This is a genomic window from Bradyrhizobium sp. C9 (genome assembly GCF_002532045.1).
Taxonomy (GTDB): domain Bacteria; phylum Pseudomonadota; class Alphaproteobacteria; order Rhizobiales; family Xanthobacteraceae; genus Bradyrhizobium.
In genome coordinates this window covers 291,963-308,331 of sequence record NZ_NWTG01000007.1, presented here as the reverse complement: position 1 = coordinate 308,331, position 16,369 = coordinate 291,963, and the positions used below count along the sequence as shown (strand labels likewise).

The window sequence follows — 16,369 nt, the reverse complement described above, 5'->3', positions numbered from 1 at the left end:
GGCGCAGTCGCACGATCCGGAGAAGCAACGCCATGACCGACCACAGCATCAAGGATAAGACCGTCATCATCGCCGGCGGCGCCAAGAACCTCGGCGGCCTGATCGCGCGCGATCTCGCGGCACACGGCGCGAAGGCGATCGCGATCCACTACAACAGCGCCGCGAGCAAGGCCGACGCCGACGCGACCGTCGCCGCGATCAAGACAGCCGGCGCCAACGCGGTCGCGTTCCAGGCCAACCTCACGACATCGGGCGCGATGGAGAAGCTGTTCACTGATGCCATCGCTGCGATCGGCCGTCCCGACATCGCGATCAACACCGTCGGCAAGGTGCTGAAGAAACCGATGGTCGAGATCTCCGAGGCCGAATACGACGCGATGAGCGCGGTCAACGCCAAGTCGGCGTTCTTCTTCCTCAAGGAGGCCGGCCGCCACGTCAACGACAACGGCAAGATCTGCACCTTGGTGACGTCGCTGCTCGGCGCCTACACGCCGTTCTATGCCGCCTATGCCGGCACCAAGGCGCCGGTCGAGCATTTCACCCGCGCGGCGTCGAAGGAGTTCGGCGCACGCGGCATCTCGGTGACCGCGATCGGCCCCGGCCCGATGGACACGCCGTTCTTCTATCCGGCCGAAGGCGCCGATGCGGTCGCCTATCATAAATCGGCAGCTGCGCTGTCCGGTTTCTCGAAGACCGGTCTCACCGACATCAAGGATATCGTGCCCTGGATTCGCCTTCTGGTGTCGGACGGCTGGTGGATGACCGGCCAGACCATTCTGGTCAACGGCGGCTACACCACGAAGTGAAATCGCCGTTTTCTGCATGCACGCGCCATACCTTGCAGGGGAACAGGCCGCCGGCGGCGTTTGACCGCCGGTTTGGCCGGCGATATCGTTCACCTCGCTGGGCCCTTCGCAGTGACGGTCTATTCGAGGCGCACATGGAATGGTCGACCAGGCCGGCCCGTCCGGATCAACCCTTCGGCAGTTGGGCAGACGACCTCGCAGCTGCCTTCGTGCGCCTCGAGCCGCGCCGGATTGCGGAGGAATCGTTTGCCGGCGCGATCTGCAAGGTCGACGCCGCGCCGCTGCAGATATCGCGGGTCACGGCGAGCGGGCATATCGTGCACCGGCTCGCCTCGCACATCGCCGCGAGCACCGACGACCTCTGCTTCGTCAACCTGCAGCTCGAAGGGCTGGGGCGCACCTCGCAATGCGGCCACGAGCAGATCAGCGCGCCCGGAGATCTCGCAATTGCCGATACGACGCAACCCTTCGAGATCGCCCACCGGCATCACTTCAAGCTGTTCTGCTTTGCGGTGCCGCGGCGCCTGCTGCCGGACACGCTGTTCGACCACCCGCGGCTCGGCCTGTCTGCGACCGAAACCGGCCGCGCGCTGTCGCGGACGCTGGCAAGCTACGCCGAGCTCTGCCTGAGCGGCGGTCGCCTCGCAACGACGTCGGCGATGCTGGGCACGCATATCACCGAGCTGATCGCGCACGCACCCGACATCCTCGCTGACATGTCGGCCGAGCGCGTACATACGCCGGTGCTGCTCTCGATGATGCTTGACCACATCGCCCGCCACAGCGACGACCCCGAGCTCGGTGCGCCGGCGCTGGCCACGAAATTCCGCTGCTCCGAGCGTTACGTGCACCGCCTGTTTGCGAGCACCGGCCGCTCCGTGGGCGAACACGTCAACGAGCAGCGGATCGCCGCATGCACGCGCGCTTTGCTCGACCACACCTCTGCCCACAGGACCATTGCCGAAATCGCCTTTACCGCAGGCTTCCGCGACATCTCGCATTTCAACCGCCTGTTCAAGCGCCACAACGGCCTCGCCCCGCGCGAATTCCGCCGCGCCGCCGCACACTGAGGCGCCGCGAGATTAGGTTCACTCCGAGCCAAGAAATCGGGCACTGCCGTCCAAGATTTCCCAACCACGCCGCGATAGCCATAGCCCGAACCGCCGACACGGAGGGCATTGGCATGGCGATCGATTTCACGCTCACGGCGCAGCAGCGCGAGTTACAGCTCGCATCCCGCAAGTTTGCCAGGGAGGTGCTGGCCGAGGCCAGGGCCGCCGAAAAGCTGGCAACGCCGGAGCAGCGCTTCCTCGCCACCAAACCGACCTATGAGGCGATGGTGGCGGCTGGTTACTTGCGTAGATGCATTCCGGCGCCCGCCGGCGGCGACAATGCCGGCATGATCGACATGGCGATCCTTGCCGAGGAATTCTACAGCGTGAACCCGAGCGTGACGCTCACCATGCTCGGCAGCGTGCTCGGCCTGCTGCCGCTGCTGCTTGGCGGCACGCCGGAGCAGTGCCAGCGGCTGCTCGCGCCGTTCCTGAAGACCAGCGGCGCGCCGCTCGCCGCCTTCTGCTCCAGCGAACCGGGCGGCAGCGCCAACGCCGCCTCGCCGTCGCCCGGCGAGGGCGTCCGCACCACCGCCCGTCGCGAGGGCGACAATTGGCTGATCAACGGCCGTAAGAAATGGGTGTCCTCGGCGACCGGCTGGAATCGCGAGGGCGCCGATCTTCTGACCATCGTGTGCCGGACCGATCCGGCAGCAGCGCCCGATGCAGCCATCTCGATCATTGCCGTACAGGGTCCTGTGACCGGTCTCGTGTTCGAGCGGGCCATCGACAGCATCGGTCATCGCGCCCACCTCGTCCCGCAATTCGGCTTTCAGAATGTCACGGCGCCACACCACAATCTGCTCGGACAGCAAGGTGCCGGCCTGGCGCTGACCGCGGCGGCATTCACCGGCACCGCGGCCCTGGTCGGAATCTTCGGCGTCGCGCTGATGCGGGCGGCGTTTGCGTTCGCGCTGGATTTTGCCCGCAGCGAAAAGCGCGGCGGCGTCCACCCCATCATCGAGCATCAGGCGGTCGGATACGCGCTCGCCGATGCCAAGACTACGATCGAAGCTGCGCGCTATTTGAGCTGGCGCGCCTGCCATGCTCTCGACACCCAGTCGCCGGCAGCCGAGGAGCTGGCGGTGCAGGCCAAGATCTTCGGCTCGGAGGCTGCCGTGCGCGTCATCACCGACCTGATGCGGGTGGTCGGGATCGACAGCTACGATCATGAGACGCCATTCGGCAGCCTGCTGCAGGACGCGCTCGCGTTGCCGATCTTCGACGGCGGCAATCTCGGCATCCGGCGGCGGCAACTGCACACGATGTTCAAGAGCCGTGACTACAGCCCGCTCGCCGCGAGCGGCGCGGCGTAGCGCGAATAAGGAGCACAACCATGAGCGCAGAGCGGAAAGTGGCAGTCGTCACTGGCGCATCGCAGGGGATCGGCGCCGGCATCGTTCGGGCCTTCAGGGATCGCAACTATCGGGTCGTTGCGACCTCGCGCGCGATCAAGCCGGCTACTGACGCGGATATCGTCACGGTGGCGGGCGATGTCGGTGCAGCAGAAACAGCGGAGAACGTGTTCAAGGCGGCGCTGGAGCGCTTCGGCCGCGTCGACACGCTGGTCAACAACGCCGGCATCTTCATGGCGAAACCGTTCACGGCCTACACGCAGGAAGACTACGCCAGCTACATCTCGACCAACGTGACCGGCTTTTTCAACATGACCCGGCGTGCCCTGGACCTGATGAGCAAGCAGGGCCACGGTCACATCGTCACCATCACGACGAGTCTCGTCGACCAGCCGATGAGCAGCGTTCCCGCCGCCCTCGCCTCGCTGACCAAGGGCGCCCTGAACGCCGCAACCCGTGCACTCGCGATCGAATATGCAAAGACCGGAATCCGCGTCAACGCGGTGTCGCCTGGAATCATCAAGACCCCGATGCATCCGGCGGAGGCGCATGCGGCGCTGGCGGCGCTTCATCCGGTCGGCCGGATGGGGGAGATCTCCGACATCGTCGACGCGGTGCTCTACCTCGATGACGCAGGCTTCGTGACCGGAGAGGTGCTCCACGTCGACGGCGGACAGGCCGCAGGCCACCACATGCCGTAGCAGGGCGATGCCCGTATCCCGGCCGCAACTGCATCGCCCGGCTCGACCGGGCGATGCAGTGCGCCGCGACCCATCGGCTCAATAACCGCGGCCTCTGGAATGCTGATCACCGGCGTGCGCGGATGATGACAGCGAATGAGCTCCGCGACATTGCGCCGCGAACCGCGCTGCGGCGCAACAATCAAAATGAGACTGCCCGTTAAGCACCCCCGCCGCGACGACATCCGCGCCGCGCCTGCCTTCGGCTAGCTTTGCCCGCAACAACCGGACGCCCATCGGCCTTCGTCAGGCCATGTGGACGCCGGCGACAACACAGAGGGAGGAGAGCGATGTTGAAAAGCAGTTTGGGACTGATTGCGTTGAGCAGCCTGTTGCTTTCGGGCACGGCATTCGCCCAGGAAAAGATCAAGGTCGGCGTTACCGCGACGCTCGAGGGCACCTACACGGTGCTCGGCGAGGATGGCATGCGCGGCCACCAGACCGCGCTCAACGTGCTCGGCAAGAAGATCGGCGACAAGGAACTCGAATTCATCGTCGCCTCGACCGACGCGACGCCGGACTCGGCGGTGCGCGCGGTACGCAAACTGATCGAGCAGGACAAGGTGCAGATCCTGCTGTCGCCGTTGTCCGGCGACGAAGGCATCGCGGTGAAGAATTTCGCCAAGACCCATCCGGAGCTGACCTTCGTCAACGCCGCCTCCGGCGCGCAGGAGACGACCTATGTCGATCCGGCACCGAACTTCTTCCGCTACAACATGGATGGCGCCCAGTGGCAGGTCGGCCTCGGCAAATACGCCTACGAGACCAAGGGCTATCGCAAGATCGCGACCGTCGGCGAGGACTACTCCTTCATCTACACCCAGGTGTTCGGGCTCGTGCTCGAGTTCTGCGGCGCCGGCGGCCAGGTCACCAACCGGCAATGGGTGCCGCTCGGCACCAAGGACTTCGCCTCGGTCATCGCAGCGCTGCCCGACGATGTCGATGCGATCTATCTCGGCCTCGGCGGCGCCGACGCCGTCAACTTCCTCAACCAGTATCAGCAGGCCGGCGGCAAGGCGCATCTGATGGGCGGCTCGATCATGATCGACCAGACCATCCTGTCGTCGAAGGGCAGCGCCAAGAACGCGCTGATCGGCACCATCGCGGCCAGCGGCCAGGCCGATACCTGGGAAGATCCGGGCTGGCAGAAGTTCGTGAAGGCCTATCAGGACTCCTTCCCGGAGAGCAAACGCTTCCCGAGCCCGTCGCTGCTCGCCACCAATTACTATGGCTCGACCATGGCGCTGATCCTGGCGCTGCGGCAGGTCAACGGCGATCTCTCCAACAACCAGGCCAAGCTGAAGGACGCACTGGCGAAGATCGAGATCGACGCTCCGAACGGCAAGATCAAGCTCGACGCCAACCGCCAGGCGATCGGCACCAATTTCGTCACCGAGGTGGTCGACGACGGCAAGGGCGCGCTGTTCAGCAAGGTCGTGAAGGTGATCCCGAACGTCAACCAGACGCTGGGCTACGATCCGGCGGTGTTCGCCAAGATCGGCCTGCCGAGCCGCACGGTCCCGGAGTGCAAGAAGTACTGACGTATTTGTTGCAGGTGCGAGCAAGCCAGCCGTGACCAGGGCGCGCGGTTGCATGAACAGCCCTGCTCGCCCTTGCTTTCCGCGGGCGGATGATGAACGCTTGTCGAAAAGACAAGAACATCCCGCGGGAGGGGAGGCATGAGCAGGGCGCTTGCCGTCTTCCACGGCCGGTTCGGTCGCGCGACGGTCTACCAGTTGAACCGCCCCTTCAACGTGCATGCGCACCGCGAAGGGCACCTGATCTTTCATGTCGGCGGGACGCCGGCGCAGATCGATGTCTCCGAGCAGCGCCTGCTGCTCAAGGACGACACCGTGGTTGCGGTCAACCCGTGGGAACCGCACAATTTTCTGCCGACCGACATGGACCATGGCGCGATCTTCTTCGTGCTCTATGTCAACGCCGAATGGTTCGCGCCGCAGCCCGCGAGTGCGCAGGGCCTGCGGTTCGGCCGCACCTTCTTTCCGCGCACGGAGGCGCTCGACCGGCTGATCCGCCGCACCGCAGCACTGGTGTGCGGCGCGCCGTCGCTGCGCAGCCTCGACTGCGAGCTCAGGCAACTGATCGACTCCTGCTACGAGGAGAGCTGGCAGGCGGCGCAGGACGCACGTACTGCCGCCGCGGTGACCGATTTCCGGGTCCGCAAATCGATCAGGCTGATGTCGGAAAGCCCCGGCGCCGAGATCGAGCTCGATGCGATCGCGCGCGAGGCCGGCCTGTCGCGGCCGCACTTCTACCGGCTGTTCCGGACCCAGACCGGCGTCACCCCTCACCTCTACATGAACACCCTGATCATGGAGCAGGCGCTGGATGCGCTGGTGGCGACCGAAGCGCCAATCGCCGATATCGGCTTCGACCTCGGCTTCTCCTCGCAAAGCGGCTTCACCCGCTTCTTCGCCGCCAATGTCGGCATGGCGCCGACCGACTATCGCCGCGCCGCCAAAGTGTTGCGGCCGTAACGGGTTCCAGAGCAGACGATAAAAGATACTCTCGATCAAATCCGCCGCTTTTGCCCTCGGTAGGATGCAAGGACACGCGGCCCGGCAGGCGGTCGCGACGTCAGAGGGAACGCGACGGAGATGGCCAGGTTCATCGAACGCCATCCGGCCTGGGCGCTGATCGTGATCATCGCGGTCGCGGTGCTGCTGTGGCTGGTGTTCGCGATCTGGCCGCCGGGGCTGGAAGCCGCGATCGGCCGCAAGCGCGTGTTCCTCAACGCCGTCTTGAACGGCATCACGCTCGGCGGGCTGTATTTCCTGGTGGCCAGCGGCTTCACGCTGATCTTCGGCCTGATGCGCAACGTCAACCTCGCGCACGGCTCGCTCTACCTGTTCGGCGGCTATATCGGCTACGCCATCAGCACCTGGACCGGATCGTGGATCCTGTCCTTCATCGTCGCCTTCATCGCGGCGGCGCTGGTCGGCGTGATCCTGCAGCTTGCGGTGTTCCGGCGCATGGAGGGCCAGGACCTCAGGCAAACTATGGTGACGATCGGGCTGTCGATCGTGTTCGCCGATCTGATGCTGTGGGTGTTCGGCGGCGACTTCTACCAGGTCCAGACCCCGAGCTGGCTGATCGGCCCGGTCCAGCTGCCGCTGCTCACGGCGATCAAATCATCCGGCGAGCCGGTCTATCTGCAATATCCGCTGGTGCGACTGGTGATCTTCGCGGCCTCCGTCGTGATCGGAATCGCGATGTGGCTGGCGCTGAATCGTACGCGGATCGGCATGATCGTGCGCGCCGGGGTCGACGACCGCGACATCCTGGCTGCGACCGGGGTCCGGATCCAGCTCGTGTTCGTGCTGGTGTTCGCGCTCGGCGCAGGGCTCGCCGGCATCGCCGGCGTGGTCGGCGGCACCTTCCAGTCGCTGTCGCCGGGCGAGGACACCCGCTTCCTGCTCGCTTCCCTCGTGGTCGTAATCGTCGGCGGCATGGGATCGATCCCGGGGGCTGCGCTCGGCGCCGTCATCATCGGGCTCGCCGAGCAGCTCGGCTCGGTCTACATCCCGACCTACGCCATCGTCGTCACCTTCCTGATCATGGTCGTGGTGCTGGCGCTGCGGCCGCAGGGCCTGCTCGCGAGGCGATGAGATGTCGTTGCTCCAGAGCACCCAGTTCCGCCCCGACCCATCCGCCAACGCGACCCGCCGCGCCCTGATCCGCGCCTGGCCGGAATTCCAGAATCCGGCGGCCTGGCTGGTCGCACTGATCCTCGTGATCATGCCGCTGATCGCCAACGGATTCTTCCTGATCGAGATCTTCGCCACCACGCTGATCCTCGGCGTCATCGCGCTCAGCCTGATGTTCCTCGCCGGCTATGGCGGCATGGTGAGCCTGATGCAGCTCACCATCGCGGGCTTCGCCGGCTACATGGTCGCGGTGTTCGGCATGAGCGGCAATGCGAATATCAGCCTCGGCTGGCCGTGGTGGCTCGCCACCCCGATGGCGCTGGCGCTGGCGACGCTGTTCGGCACGCTTGGCGGCGCGCTCGCGGTGCGCACCGAGGGCATCTACACCATCATGATCACGCTCGCGATCGGCGCGGCGTTCTACTACTTCACCAACCAGAACTGGGCGATCTTCAACGGCCATACCGGCATCAACACCGTCGCGACGCCGCATTTCTGGGGCGTTGACTGGCGTTCCGATATCGCCTTCTACTATGTGACGCTCGGCGTCGCCGCGATCTGCTACTTTGCCGTCCAGTATGTCTCGCGCGCGCCATTCGGGCTCGCGCTGCAAGGTGTTCGCGACAACCCCCGCCGCATGGCGGCACTCGGCTTCAATCCCAATGCCCACCGCATCGCCGCCTACGCCTTCGCCGCCTTCATCGCCGCACTCGGCGGCGTGCTGCAAGTCTGGAACTACCGGCAGATCTCGCCCGGCTCGGTCAGCGTCGGCGCCTGCATCGATGTCCTGATCATCGCCGTGGTCGGCGGCATCACGCGGCCGATCGGCCCGTTCATCGGTGCGCTGATCTTCGTGCTGCTGCGCACATTCGCACTCGACGTGCTGATCAAGTTCGGGCTCGACGGCAACCGCTTCCGGCTACTGATCGGCCTCGGCTTCCTCGCCATCGTGTTCTGGTCGTCGGACGGCGTGATCGGCCTCTGGGAACGCTGGCGACGCCGTAGCACAACCGCGACGCAACGCTCAGGCGGAGGTCGCCATGGATAGCGTCGCGCAGCGACTGTCCGTGGTCGGCGCCGGCGCGGCGCTGGAGCTGCGCGGCGTGACCCGGCTGTTCGGCGCGCTGGCCGCGCTGACCGACGTCACCATCACCGTGCGTCCCGGTGAACGCCGCGCGGTGCTCGGCTCCAACGGCGCCGGCAAGACCACGCTGTTCAACTGCATCACCGGCGATTTTCCGCCCTCCTCCGGCACGATCCGCTTCTTCGGCGAGGACATCACCCAGTTCCCGCCCTATGAGCGCATCCGCCGCGGCTTGCGCCGCACCTACCAGATCTCGGCGCTGTTCCCCGGCCTCACCGTGCAGGACAACGTCTACCTCGCCTGCCGCGGCGTCTCGCGCGGCCGCTTCTCGTTTCTCCGCCCGGGGCAGAACGATGCCCTGATGCACGCGACCGAGACGCTCGTGCAGGCGGTGCACTTGACCGGCGTGAAGGACCAGCGCGTCGCCGAGCTGGCGCATGGCCAGCAGCGCCAGCTCGAGATCGCACTGGCACTGGCCGGCGCGCCGCGCTTCATCCTGTTCGACGAACCGGCCGCTGGGCTGTCGCCGACCGAGCGGCGCGAGCTGATCGAGATCCTGACCTCGCTGCCGGCGCATATCGGCTACATCATCATCGAGCACGACATGGACGTCGCGCTGCGCGTCGTCGAGAGCGTGACGATGATGCACAACGGCCGCATCTTCAAGGAAGGCCTGCCGCGCGAGATCGAGTCCGATCCCGAAGTGCAGGAGCTTTATCTCGGAGGCGGCCATGAATGACCGCCGCGCCGCGCCCGCGCTCGAGGTCAAGGGCCTCGACGTCTATTACGGCCATTCGCATGCGCTGCAAGGCGTCGACCTCACGCTCGATGCCGGCGTGTTCTCGGTGGTCGGCCGCAACGGCATGGGCAAGACCACGTTGTGTAAGGCCATCATGGGGCTTGTGCGCGCCAGCAGCGGCTCGATCCGGATTCGCGGCGAGGAAGTCACGCGGCTCAATCCAGCGGGGATCGCGCGGCTCGGCGTCGGCTACGTGCCGCAAGGCCGACGGCTGTGGCGCTCGCTGACCGTCGACGAACATCTTGCGCTCGCCGGCGGCCTGCGCCGCGGCGCCTGGACCATCGAGCGCATCTATGACACCTTCCCGCGCCTCGCCGAACGCAAGAACAACGGCGGCAACCAGCTCTCCGGCGGCGAGCAGCAGATGCTCGCGATCTCCCGCGCACTGCTGACCAATCCGCAGCTCTTGATCATGGATGAGCCGACCGAGGGCCTGGCGCCTGTCATCGTAACGCAGGTCGAGGAGATGCTGCTGCGCCTCGGTGACGAAGGCGACATGTCCGTGCTGGTCATCGAGCAGAACATCGGCGTGGCGACAGCGGTGTCGCAGAGCGTCGCCATCATGGTCAATGGCCGCGTCAACCGCATCATCGACTCCGCGCGGCTTGCGACCGACCGCGAGTTGCAGCAGCGGCTGCTCGGCGTCGGCACCCACGGCGCTGATGAGATCGATGCCGAGACGGCGCCGGCAAAGGCTGAGGCGGCCGGCACGCCGCAGCCGGACCACAAGGGTCCGGCTCGCATCTACGTCTCCAATCCCGTGCTGCCGACGCGCTGGTCGCAACAGGTGCCGATCGCCCGTATCGAGGCCGCTGCACGGACGCAATCCGCCGCCGTCACACGTCTCGAGGAGACAACGCGCACGCGGCGTGAATCGGCAACGTCGAGGATATCGGGACCTCCCGTCGTGCTGGTCGTCGGCACGCTCGACACCAAGGGCGCGGAGCTGCGCTTCATCCGCGACATCATCGCGGGCAGCGGGCTGCGCACCCGACTGGTCGACGTCTCGACCAGCGGCAAGGCGGCAAGTTGCGACGTCACCGCCCAGGAAATCGCACTGAACCACGGCCGCGGCGGCTCCGGCGTATTTGGTGCCGATCGCGGCGCGTCGGTGACGGCGATGGCAGAGGCATTCGAGCGGTGGCTGCGCCGCCAAGGCAATGTCGCCGGCATCATCTCCGCGGGCGGCTCGGGCGGCGCGTCGCTGGTCGCACCGGGGATGCGCGCGCTTCCGGTCGGCGTGCCGAAGCTCATCATCTCCTCGGTCGCGTCCGGCGACGTTGGTCCCTATGTCGGTCCGGCCGACATCACCATGATGTATTCGGTGACCGACGTGCAGGGCCTCAACTCGATCTCACGCACGGTGCTCGGCAACGGTGCCCATGCCCTGGTCGGCATGGTCAAGGCGCGGCTCGAGGAACAGGCCGGCAAGCCGCGCGATACCGGCGCTCATCTTCCGGCCATCGGCATCACCATGTTCGGCGTCACCACGCCGGCGGTGCAGAAGATCGCGGCGGACCTGCGCGAGGATTTCGAGTGCCTCGTCTTCCATGCCACCGGGGTCGGCGGCCGCTCGATGGAGAAGCTGGTCGAGTCCGGCCAGCTCGCCGGGGTCATCGACCTCACCACGACCGAGGTCTGCGACCTGCTGATGGGCGGCGTATTCCCGGCGACCGACGACCGCTTCGGCGCCATCATCCGCAGCCGCGTACCCTATGTCGGCTCGGTCGGCGCGCTTGACATGGTGAATTTCGGCGCGCCCGACACCATTCCGGAGCGCTACCGGCAGCGCAAATTCCACGTCCATAATCCGCAGGTCACCTTGATGCGGACGACGCCGGAAGAGAGCGAGCGCATCGGCCGCTGGATCGGCGAACGCCTCAACCAGATGGACGGGCCGGTGCGCTTCTTCCTGGCTGAAGGCGGCGTCTCCGCGCTCGATGCGCCCGGCCAGCCGTTCTGGGACCCGGACGCCGACACAGCGCTGTTCGGCGCGCTGGAGCGCACCGTGCGCCAGACCGGCAACCGGCAGATCATCCGCATCAAGCGCAACATCAACGATCCCGAGTTCACCGCCGCCATCGTCAGCGCGTTCCGTCCCTTGCTCGGACGCGCCGGTGGCCGGCGGAGAGTGGCGAGGTGACCCATGCCCAGGTTTGAACGCGCGGCGCTCCTGAAGAAATTTCACGCCATGATCGCACGCGGCGAGCCGATCGTCGGCGGCGGCGCCGGCACTGGCTTATCGGCAAAATGCGAGGAGGCCGGCGGCGTCGACCTGATCGTGATCTACAATTCCGGCCGCTACCGCATGGCCGGCCGCGGCTCGCTCGCCGGCCTGATGCCCTATGGCGACGCCAATGCCATCGTCGTCGAGATGGCCGGCGAAGTGCTCCCGGTCGTGACCAGGACGCCGGTGCTGGCCGGCGTCAACGGCACCGACCCGTTCCGCGACATGGACGTGTTCCTCGACCAGCTCAAGACACTCGGCTTTGCCGGCGTGCAGAACTTTCCGACCGTCGGCCTGATCGACGGCACCTTCCGCGCAAATCTCGAAGAGACCGGGATGTCCTACGCGCTCGAGATCGACATGATCGCGAAGGCGCATGACAAGAACATGCTGACCACGCCCTATGTGTTCAGCGAACAGGAAGCGACCGCGATGGCAATCGCCGGCGCCGACATCATCGTCTGCCATATGGGGCTGACCACGGGCGGCACGATCGGGGCGCAGACTGCGCCAAAGCTTGCCGACTGCCCTGCCCGCATCGAGGCCTGGGCCGAGGCCGCGCTCAGCGTCAATTCGAACATCATCGTGCTCGCGCATGGCGGTCCGATCGCCGACCCCGAAGATGCCGATTTCATCATGAAGCAGACCCGCAACTGCCACGGCTTCTACGGCGCCTCCTCGATGGAGCGCCTGCCGGTCGAGCGGGCGCTGACGGATCAGGTTCGCAAGTTCAAGGCGATCGGCGCGCGCTAACGCGCCGTGACCAAGGGAGGAAGAGATGTCGGGGATGCTGGTCGGTGAATTGATCCTCTGGCTCATCGTCGCAATCGTCGCGATCGTCATCATCGTCTATGTGGTGAACTGGCTCTACCACCGCTCGTCGAAGGAAACCTCGTTCGTCCGGACCGGTTTCCTCGGCGAACGCGTGGTGATCAACGGCGGCGCCTTCGTGCTGCCGTTCATCCACGACTACACGCCTGTCAACATGAACGTGCTGCCGATGGCGATCGTCCGCTCCAGGCAGGATGCCGTGATCACCCGCGACCGCATGCGCGTCGACATCGAGGCCGATTTCTACGTCCGGGTGCAGGCGAGCCGCGAGGCCGTCTCGATCGCTGCCGCTACGCTCGGCCGCCGCACCATGGAACCGGAACAGCTCCACACCCTGCTCTCCGGCAAGTTCATCTCTGCGATCCGCTCGGTTGCTTCCGAGATGACGATGGAACAGATGCACGAGCAGCGCGGCGACTATGTCGCCCGCGTCAAGGCCAATGCCGCCGAAGCGCTGGCGCAGAACGGCCTCGAGCTCGAGTCGGTCGCGATCACCGATCTCGACCAGACCGACCTCGAATATTTCAACCCCTCGAACCGCTTTGACGCCGAGGGCCTGACCCGCCTGATGGAGGACATCGAGGCCAAGCGCAAGCTGCGCAACGACATCGAGCAGGACTCGATGATCAAGATCCGCTCCCGCAACCTCGAGGCCGAACGGCAGGCGCTGGACATCGAGCGCGAGAGCGAGACCGCACGCCTGGAGCAGGAGCGCGACATCGAGATGCGCCGCGCCCTGCAGCGCACCGAAGTCGCCCGCGAGCGCGCACTGCGCGAGACTGAGGCCGAGCAGGCCCAGATCACCGCGCGCGAAGCCATCGAGAAGGCCCGCATCGCCAACGAGCAGGCAATCACCGAAGCAAGGATCGCCTCCGAGCGCGAGACCCGGCATCGCGAGATCGAGCGCACCCGCGCGGTGGAGGAGCGGGAATTGCTGGCACGCGAGGAGATCGAGAAGGCCAGGATCGCCAACCAGCGCTCGGTCGACACCACGCGTATCGCATCAGAGCGTGAAGTGCGCCAGCGCGAGATCGAGCGGATGCGCACCGTCGAGGAAGCAGAGATCGCCGCCCGAGAATCGATTGAAAAGGCCCGCATCCAGCAGGACCGCGTCGTCACCGATGCCCGCATCGCCAATGAGGAAGAGACGCGAAGGCGCGAGATCGAGCGCACCCGCGCGGTCGAGGAAGCCGAGATCGCCGCCCGCGAAGCCACCGAGAAGGCGCGCATCGCCCAGACCATGACGGTCAATGTCGAGCGCATCTCCTCCGACGAGCGCACCCGCGCGCTGGAGATCCAGCAGGTCCGCACCATCCAGGAAGCCGAAATCGAGGCACAAAAGTCGGTCGAGGCCGCCCGGATTATCAGAGAGAAGACGTTGGCTGCCGAGCGCATCGCCGCCGATCACACCACCCGCAAGCTCGAGATCGAGCGCAACCAGGCGATCGAGATCGCCGGGATCACCGCGCGCGACGCCACCGAGGCGTCGCGGATCGCGCAGGAGGAACATGTCCGGGCACTCGAGATCGCGCGCACCCGTGCGATCGAGGAGGCCGACATCGCTTCGCGCGAATCGATCGAGGCGGCACGCATTTCACAGGAGAAGTCGGTCGCCGCGCAGCGCATCCGTGCCGAGCGCGAGACCCGCGCGCTCGAGATCGAGCGCACCGGGGCGATCGAAGCCGCCGAGCTGAAGCGCCGCGACGCGGTCGAGCGGCAGCGGATCGATGTCGAGCTGGCGCTGGAGAGCGAGCGGATCACCTCCTCCAGGACTCGCGAGGTGCTCAATATCGACCAGAAGCGGGCGATCGAGCTCGCCGACGAGGAGCGCGTGATTGCGCTCGCCGCCAAGCGCTCGGAGCGGATCGATGCCGACCGGCAGGTGAAGCAGGCCGAGATCACGGCCCGCAAGGAGGTCGAGACCACCGACGTGACCCGCGAGCAGGCGCTGGAGGCGGCGCGGATCGAACGCCGCCGTTCGATCGAGCAGCTCGAAGTCGCCCGCAATCAATCGCTGCAGGAAGCCGAGATCGCGGCGCGTGAAGAAGTCGAGCGCGCCCGCATCGCCTCCGATCGCGGTCTCGACGAGGCGAGGATCGGCCGCGAACGCGAGCTGCGCAAGCTCGAGGTGAACCGAGAGAAGGACGTCGAGACCGCCTTGATGGAGAAGGCCATCGCGCTGCACCAGAAGTCGCTGGAGGAATCGGCGGCGCGCGCCGCTGCCGAGGACGCAAGGGTCCACGCCACCGAGGCGGCCGAGCGTGTCGTCACCGCGCGCGAGAGCGAGATCGCCAAGCGGCGCAAGACCGTCGAGGTTCTACTCGCCGAGAAGCAGGCCGAGGAAACCAGGATCGCGGCCGGCGCCGAACGGGTCCGCGCCACGGTCGAGGCCGAGGCGCAACGCCTGCTCAACGAGGCCGAGAACGTGCTGACTGATCAGGCCCGCTACTCGCTGTTCCGCCGCAAGCTGCTCGACCGGATCGAGGGCATCGTGCGCGAGAGCGTCAAGCCGATGGAGAAGATCGAGGGCATTCGGATTCTCCAGGTCGACGGCCTCAACGGCAACGGCAATGGCGGCGGCAGTGGCCGCAGCGCCACCGACGAGGTGATCGACTCGGCGCTGCGCTACCGCGTGCAGGCGCCGCTGATCGACTCCATCCTCTCCGACATCGGCGTCGAGGGCGGCAGCCTCGCCAAGATGCCCGGTCTGATCCGCGAGGCCCGGGACATGCAGGGCATCAAGGAGAGCGCACGCAAGAGCGGCGGTGAGGCCAAGCCGGCAGCGCCCGAAGGCGGCGGCGAGCCACGCCCCGAACGCACGCCGCGCAAGAAGGACTGAGCTCGCAACATGGCACGCGTCTATGTCTCCACTGTCGTCAACGCCCGCAACGACCGGGTCTGGGCTCGTGTCCGCGATTTCAATGGGCTGCCGAACTGGCATCCCGCGATCGCCGAAAGCCGGATCGAGGGCGGCGAACCCTCGGACAAGATCGGCTGCGTCAGGGATTTCCGTCTGCGCAACGGCGATCGGATCAGGGAAAAGCTGCTCGGCCTGTCCGACTACGACATGTTCTGCACCTACTCGATCCTGGAATCGCCGATGGGCGTCGAGAACTACGTCGCGACCTTGCGGCTGACGCCGGTCACCGACGGCGACCAGACGTTCATGGAGTGGACGGCCGAGTTCGATTGTGCGCCGGAGCGCGAGGCGGAACTGGTCAACAACATCGGCGGCGGCGTGTTCCAGGGCGGGTTCGACGCGCTGAAGCGGGCATTCGGGGGATAGGCCGTGCCGCATATCGTCAAAAGCACGATCCTGGATGCACCGACCGATGCGGTCTGGGCCTTGCTGCGCGATTTCAACGGCCATGACCGCTGGCACCCGGCGGTCGCGACCAGCGGCATCGAGCGGGCACAACCGCCCGACAGGATCGGCTGTGTCAGGCGCTTCAAGCTGAAGGATGGCGCCGAGCTGCGCGAGCAGCTGCTGGCGCTGTCCGACCTCGAACAATCGTTCAGCTACTGCCTGCTCGATACGCCCGTCCCGATGTTCAACTACGTGGCGCATGTCCGCCTGCTGCCGGTCACGGACGGCGACCGCACCTTCTGGCACTGGGAGTCGCGCTTCACGACACGGACCGAGGACAGGGACCGCATCACGCACATGGTTTCGGAAGACATCTACCAGGCCGGCTTCGACGCCATCCGCCGGCATCTCAAGGAGGCCGCGTAAGCGGGGTAGGACAT

Annotated in this window: 14 protein-coding genes; all 14 read left to right on the top strand. The window is 66.3% G+C overall.

Annotated features, from left to right (window positions below; genetic code table 11):
* Positions 1–32 precede the first annotated feature (32 nt).
* Positions 33–806, top strand: coding sequence for an SDR family oxidoreductase (locus CO675_RS18330; RefSeq protein ID WP_097673280.1), 774 nt, complete (start codon positions 33–35; stop codon positions 804–806).
* A 134-nt stretch (positions 807–940) separates the two neighbouring features.
* Positions 941–1,876, top strand: a complete 936-nt coding sequence (locus CO675_RS18325; protein ID WP_097673279.1) for a helix-turn-helix domain-containing protein — start codon at positions 941–943, stop codon at positions 1,874–1,876.
* 113 nt (positions 1,877–1,989) lie between these two features.
* Positions 1,990–3,234, top strand: a complete 1,245-nt coding sequence (locus CO675_RS18320; RefSeq protein WP_097673278.1) for an acyl-CoA dehydrogenase family protein — start codon at positions 1,990–1,992, stop codon at positions 3,232–3,234.
* 20 nt (positions 3,235–3,254) lie between these two features.
* Positions 3,255–3,974, top strand: a complete 720-nt coding sequence (locus tag CO675_RS18315; protein ID WP_097673277.1) for an SDR family NAD(P)-dependent oxidoreductase — start codon at positions 3,255–3,257, stop codon at positions 3,972–3,974.
* 329 nt (positions 3,975–4,303) lie between these two features.
* A complete protein-coding gene (locus tag CO675_RS18310) occupies positions 4,304–5,554 on the top strand; it encodes an ABC transporter substrate-binding protein (RefSeq protein ID WP_050425097.1) in 1,251 nt (416 codons plus the stop codon).
* A 138-nt stretch (positions 5,555–5,692) separates the two neighbouring features.
* Positions 5,693–6,511, top strand: a complete 819-nt coding sequence (locus CO675_RS18305; protein ID WP_097673276.1) for a helix-turn-helix transcriptional regulator — start codon at positions 5,693–5,695, stop codon at positions 6,509–6,511.
* Positions 6,512–6,631: 120 nt separating this feature from the next.
* The gene (locus CO675_RS18300; protein ID WP_097673275.1) at positions 6,632–7,642 is read left to right on the top strand and encodes a branched-chain amino acid ABC transporter permease; all 1,011 of its coding nucleotides are present in this window, start codon (positions 6,632–6,634) and stop codon (positions 7,640–7,642) included.
* Between the two features lies 1 nt (position 7,643).
* Entirely contained in the window at positions 7,644–8,729 is a 1,086-nt protein-coding gene (locus tag CO675_RS18295; RefSeq protein WP_097673274.1) for a branched-chain amino acid ABC transporter permease, read from the top strand.
* Complete coding sequence (locus tag CO675_RS18290; RefSeq protein WP_097673273.1) at positions 8,722–9,504, top strand: ABC transporter ATP-binding protein; 783 nt, start codon at positions 8,722–8,724, stop codon at positions 9,502–9,504. The genes CO675_RS18295 and CO675_RS18290 overlap by 8 nt, the downstream gene beginning before the upstream one ends.
* On the top strand, positions 9,497–11,707 hold the full coding sequence (locus CO675_RS18285) for an ABC transporter permease (protein ID WP_097673272.1): 2,211 nt from the start codon (positions 9,497–9,499) through the stop codon (positions 11,705–11,707). Before CO675_RS18290 ends, CO675_RS18285 begins: the two co-directional genes overlap by 8 nt.
* 3 nt (positions 11,708–11,710) lie before the next feature.
* The gene (locus tag CO675_RS18280; protein ID WP_097673271.1) at positions 11,711–12,544 is read left to right on the top strand and encodes a phosphoenolpyruvate hydrolase family protein; all 834 of its coding nucleotides are present in this window, start codon (positions 11,711–11,713) and stop codon (positions 12,542–12,544) included.
* 25 nt (positions 12,545–12,569) lie between these two features.
* The gene (locus tag CO675_RS18275; RefSeq protein ID WP_097673270.1) at positions 12,570–15,461 is read left to right on the top strand and encodes a flotillin family protein; all 2,892 of its coding nucleotides are present in this window, start codon (positions 12,570–12,572) and stop codon (positions 15,459–15,461) included.
* Between the two features lie 9 nt (positions 15,462–15,470).
* Positions 15,471–15,908 (top strand): SRPBCC family protein, encoded by a 438-nt coding sequence (locus CO675_RS18270; protein ID WP_092124412.1) that lies wholly within the window; start codon positions 15,471–15,473, stop codon positions 15,906–15,908.
* Between the two features lie 3 nt (positions 15,909–15,911).
* Positions 15,912–16,355 carry an SRPBCC family protein gene (locus CO675_RS18265; RefSeq protein ID WP_097673269.1) on the top strand — a complete coding sequence of 148 codons (444 nt, stop codon included), beginning with the start codon at positions 15,912–15,914 and terminating at the stop codon, positions 16,353–16,355.
* The last annotated feature ends 14 nt before the right edge of the window (positions 16,356–16,369 follow it).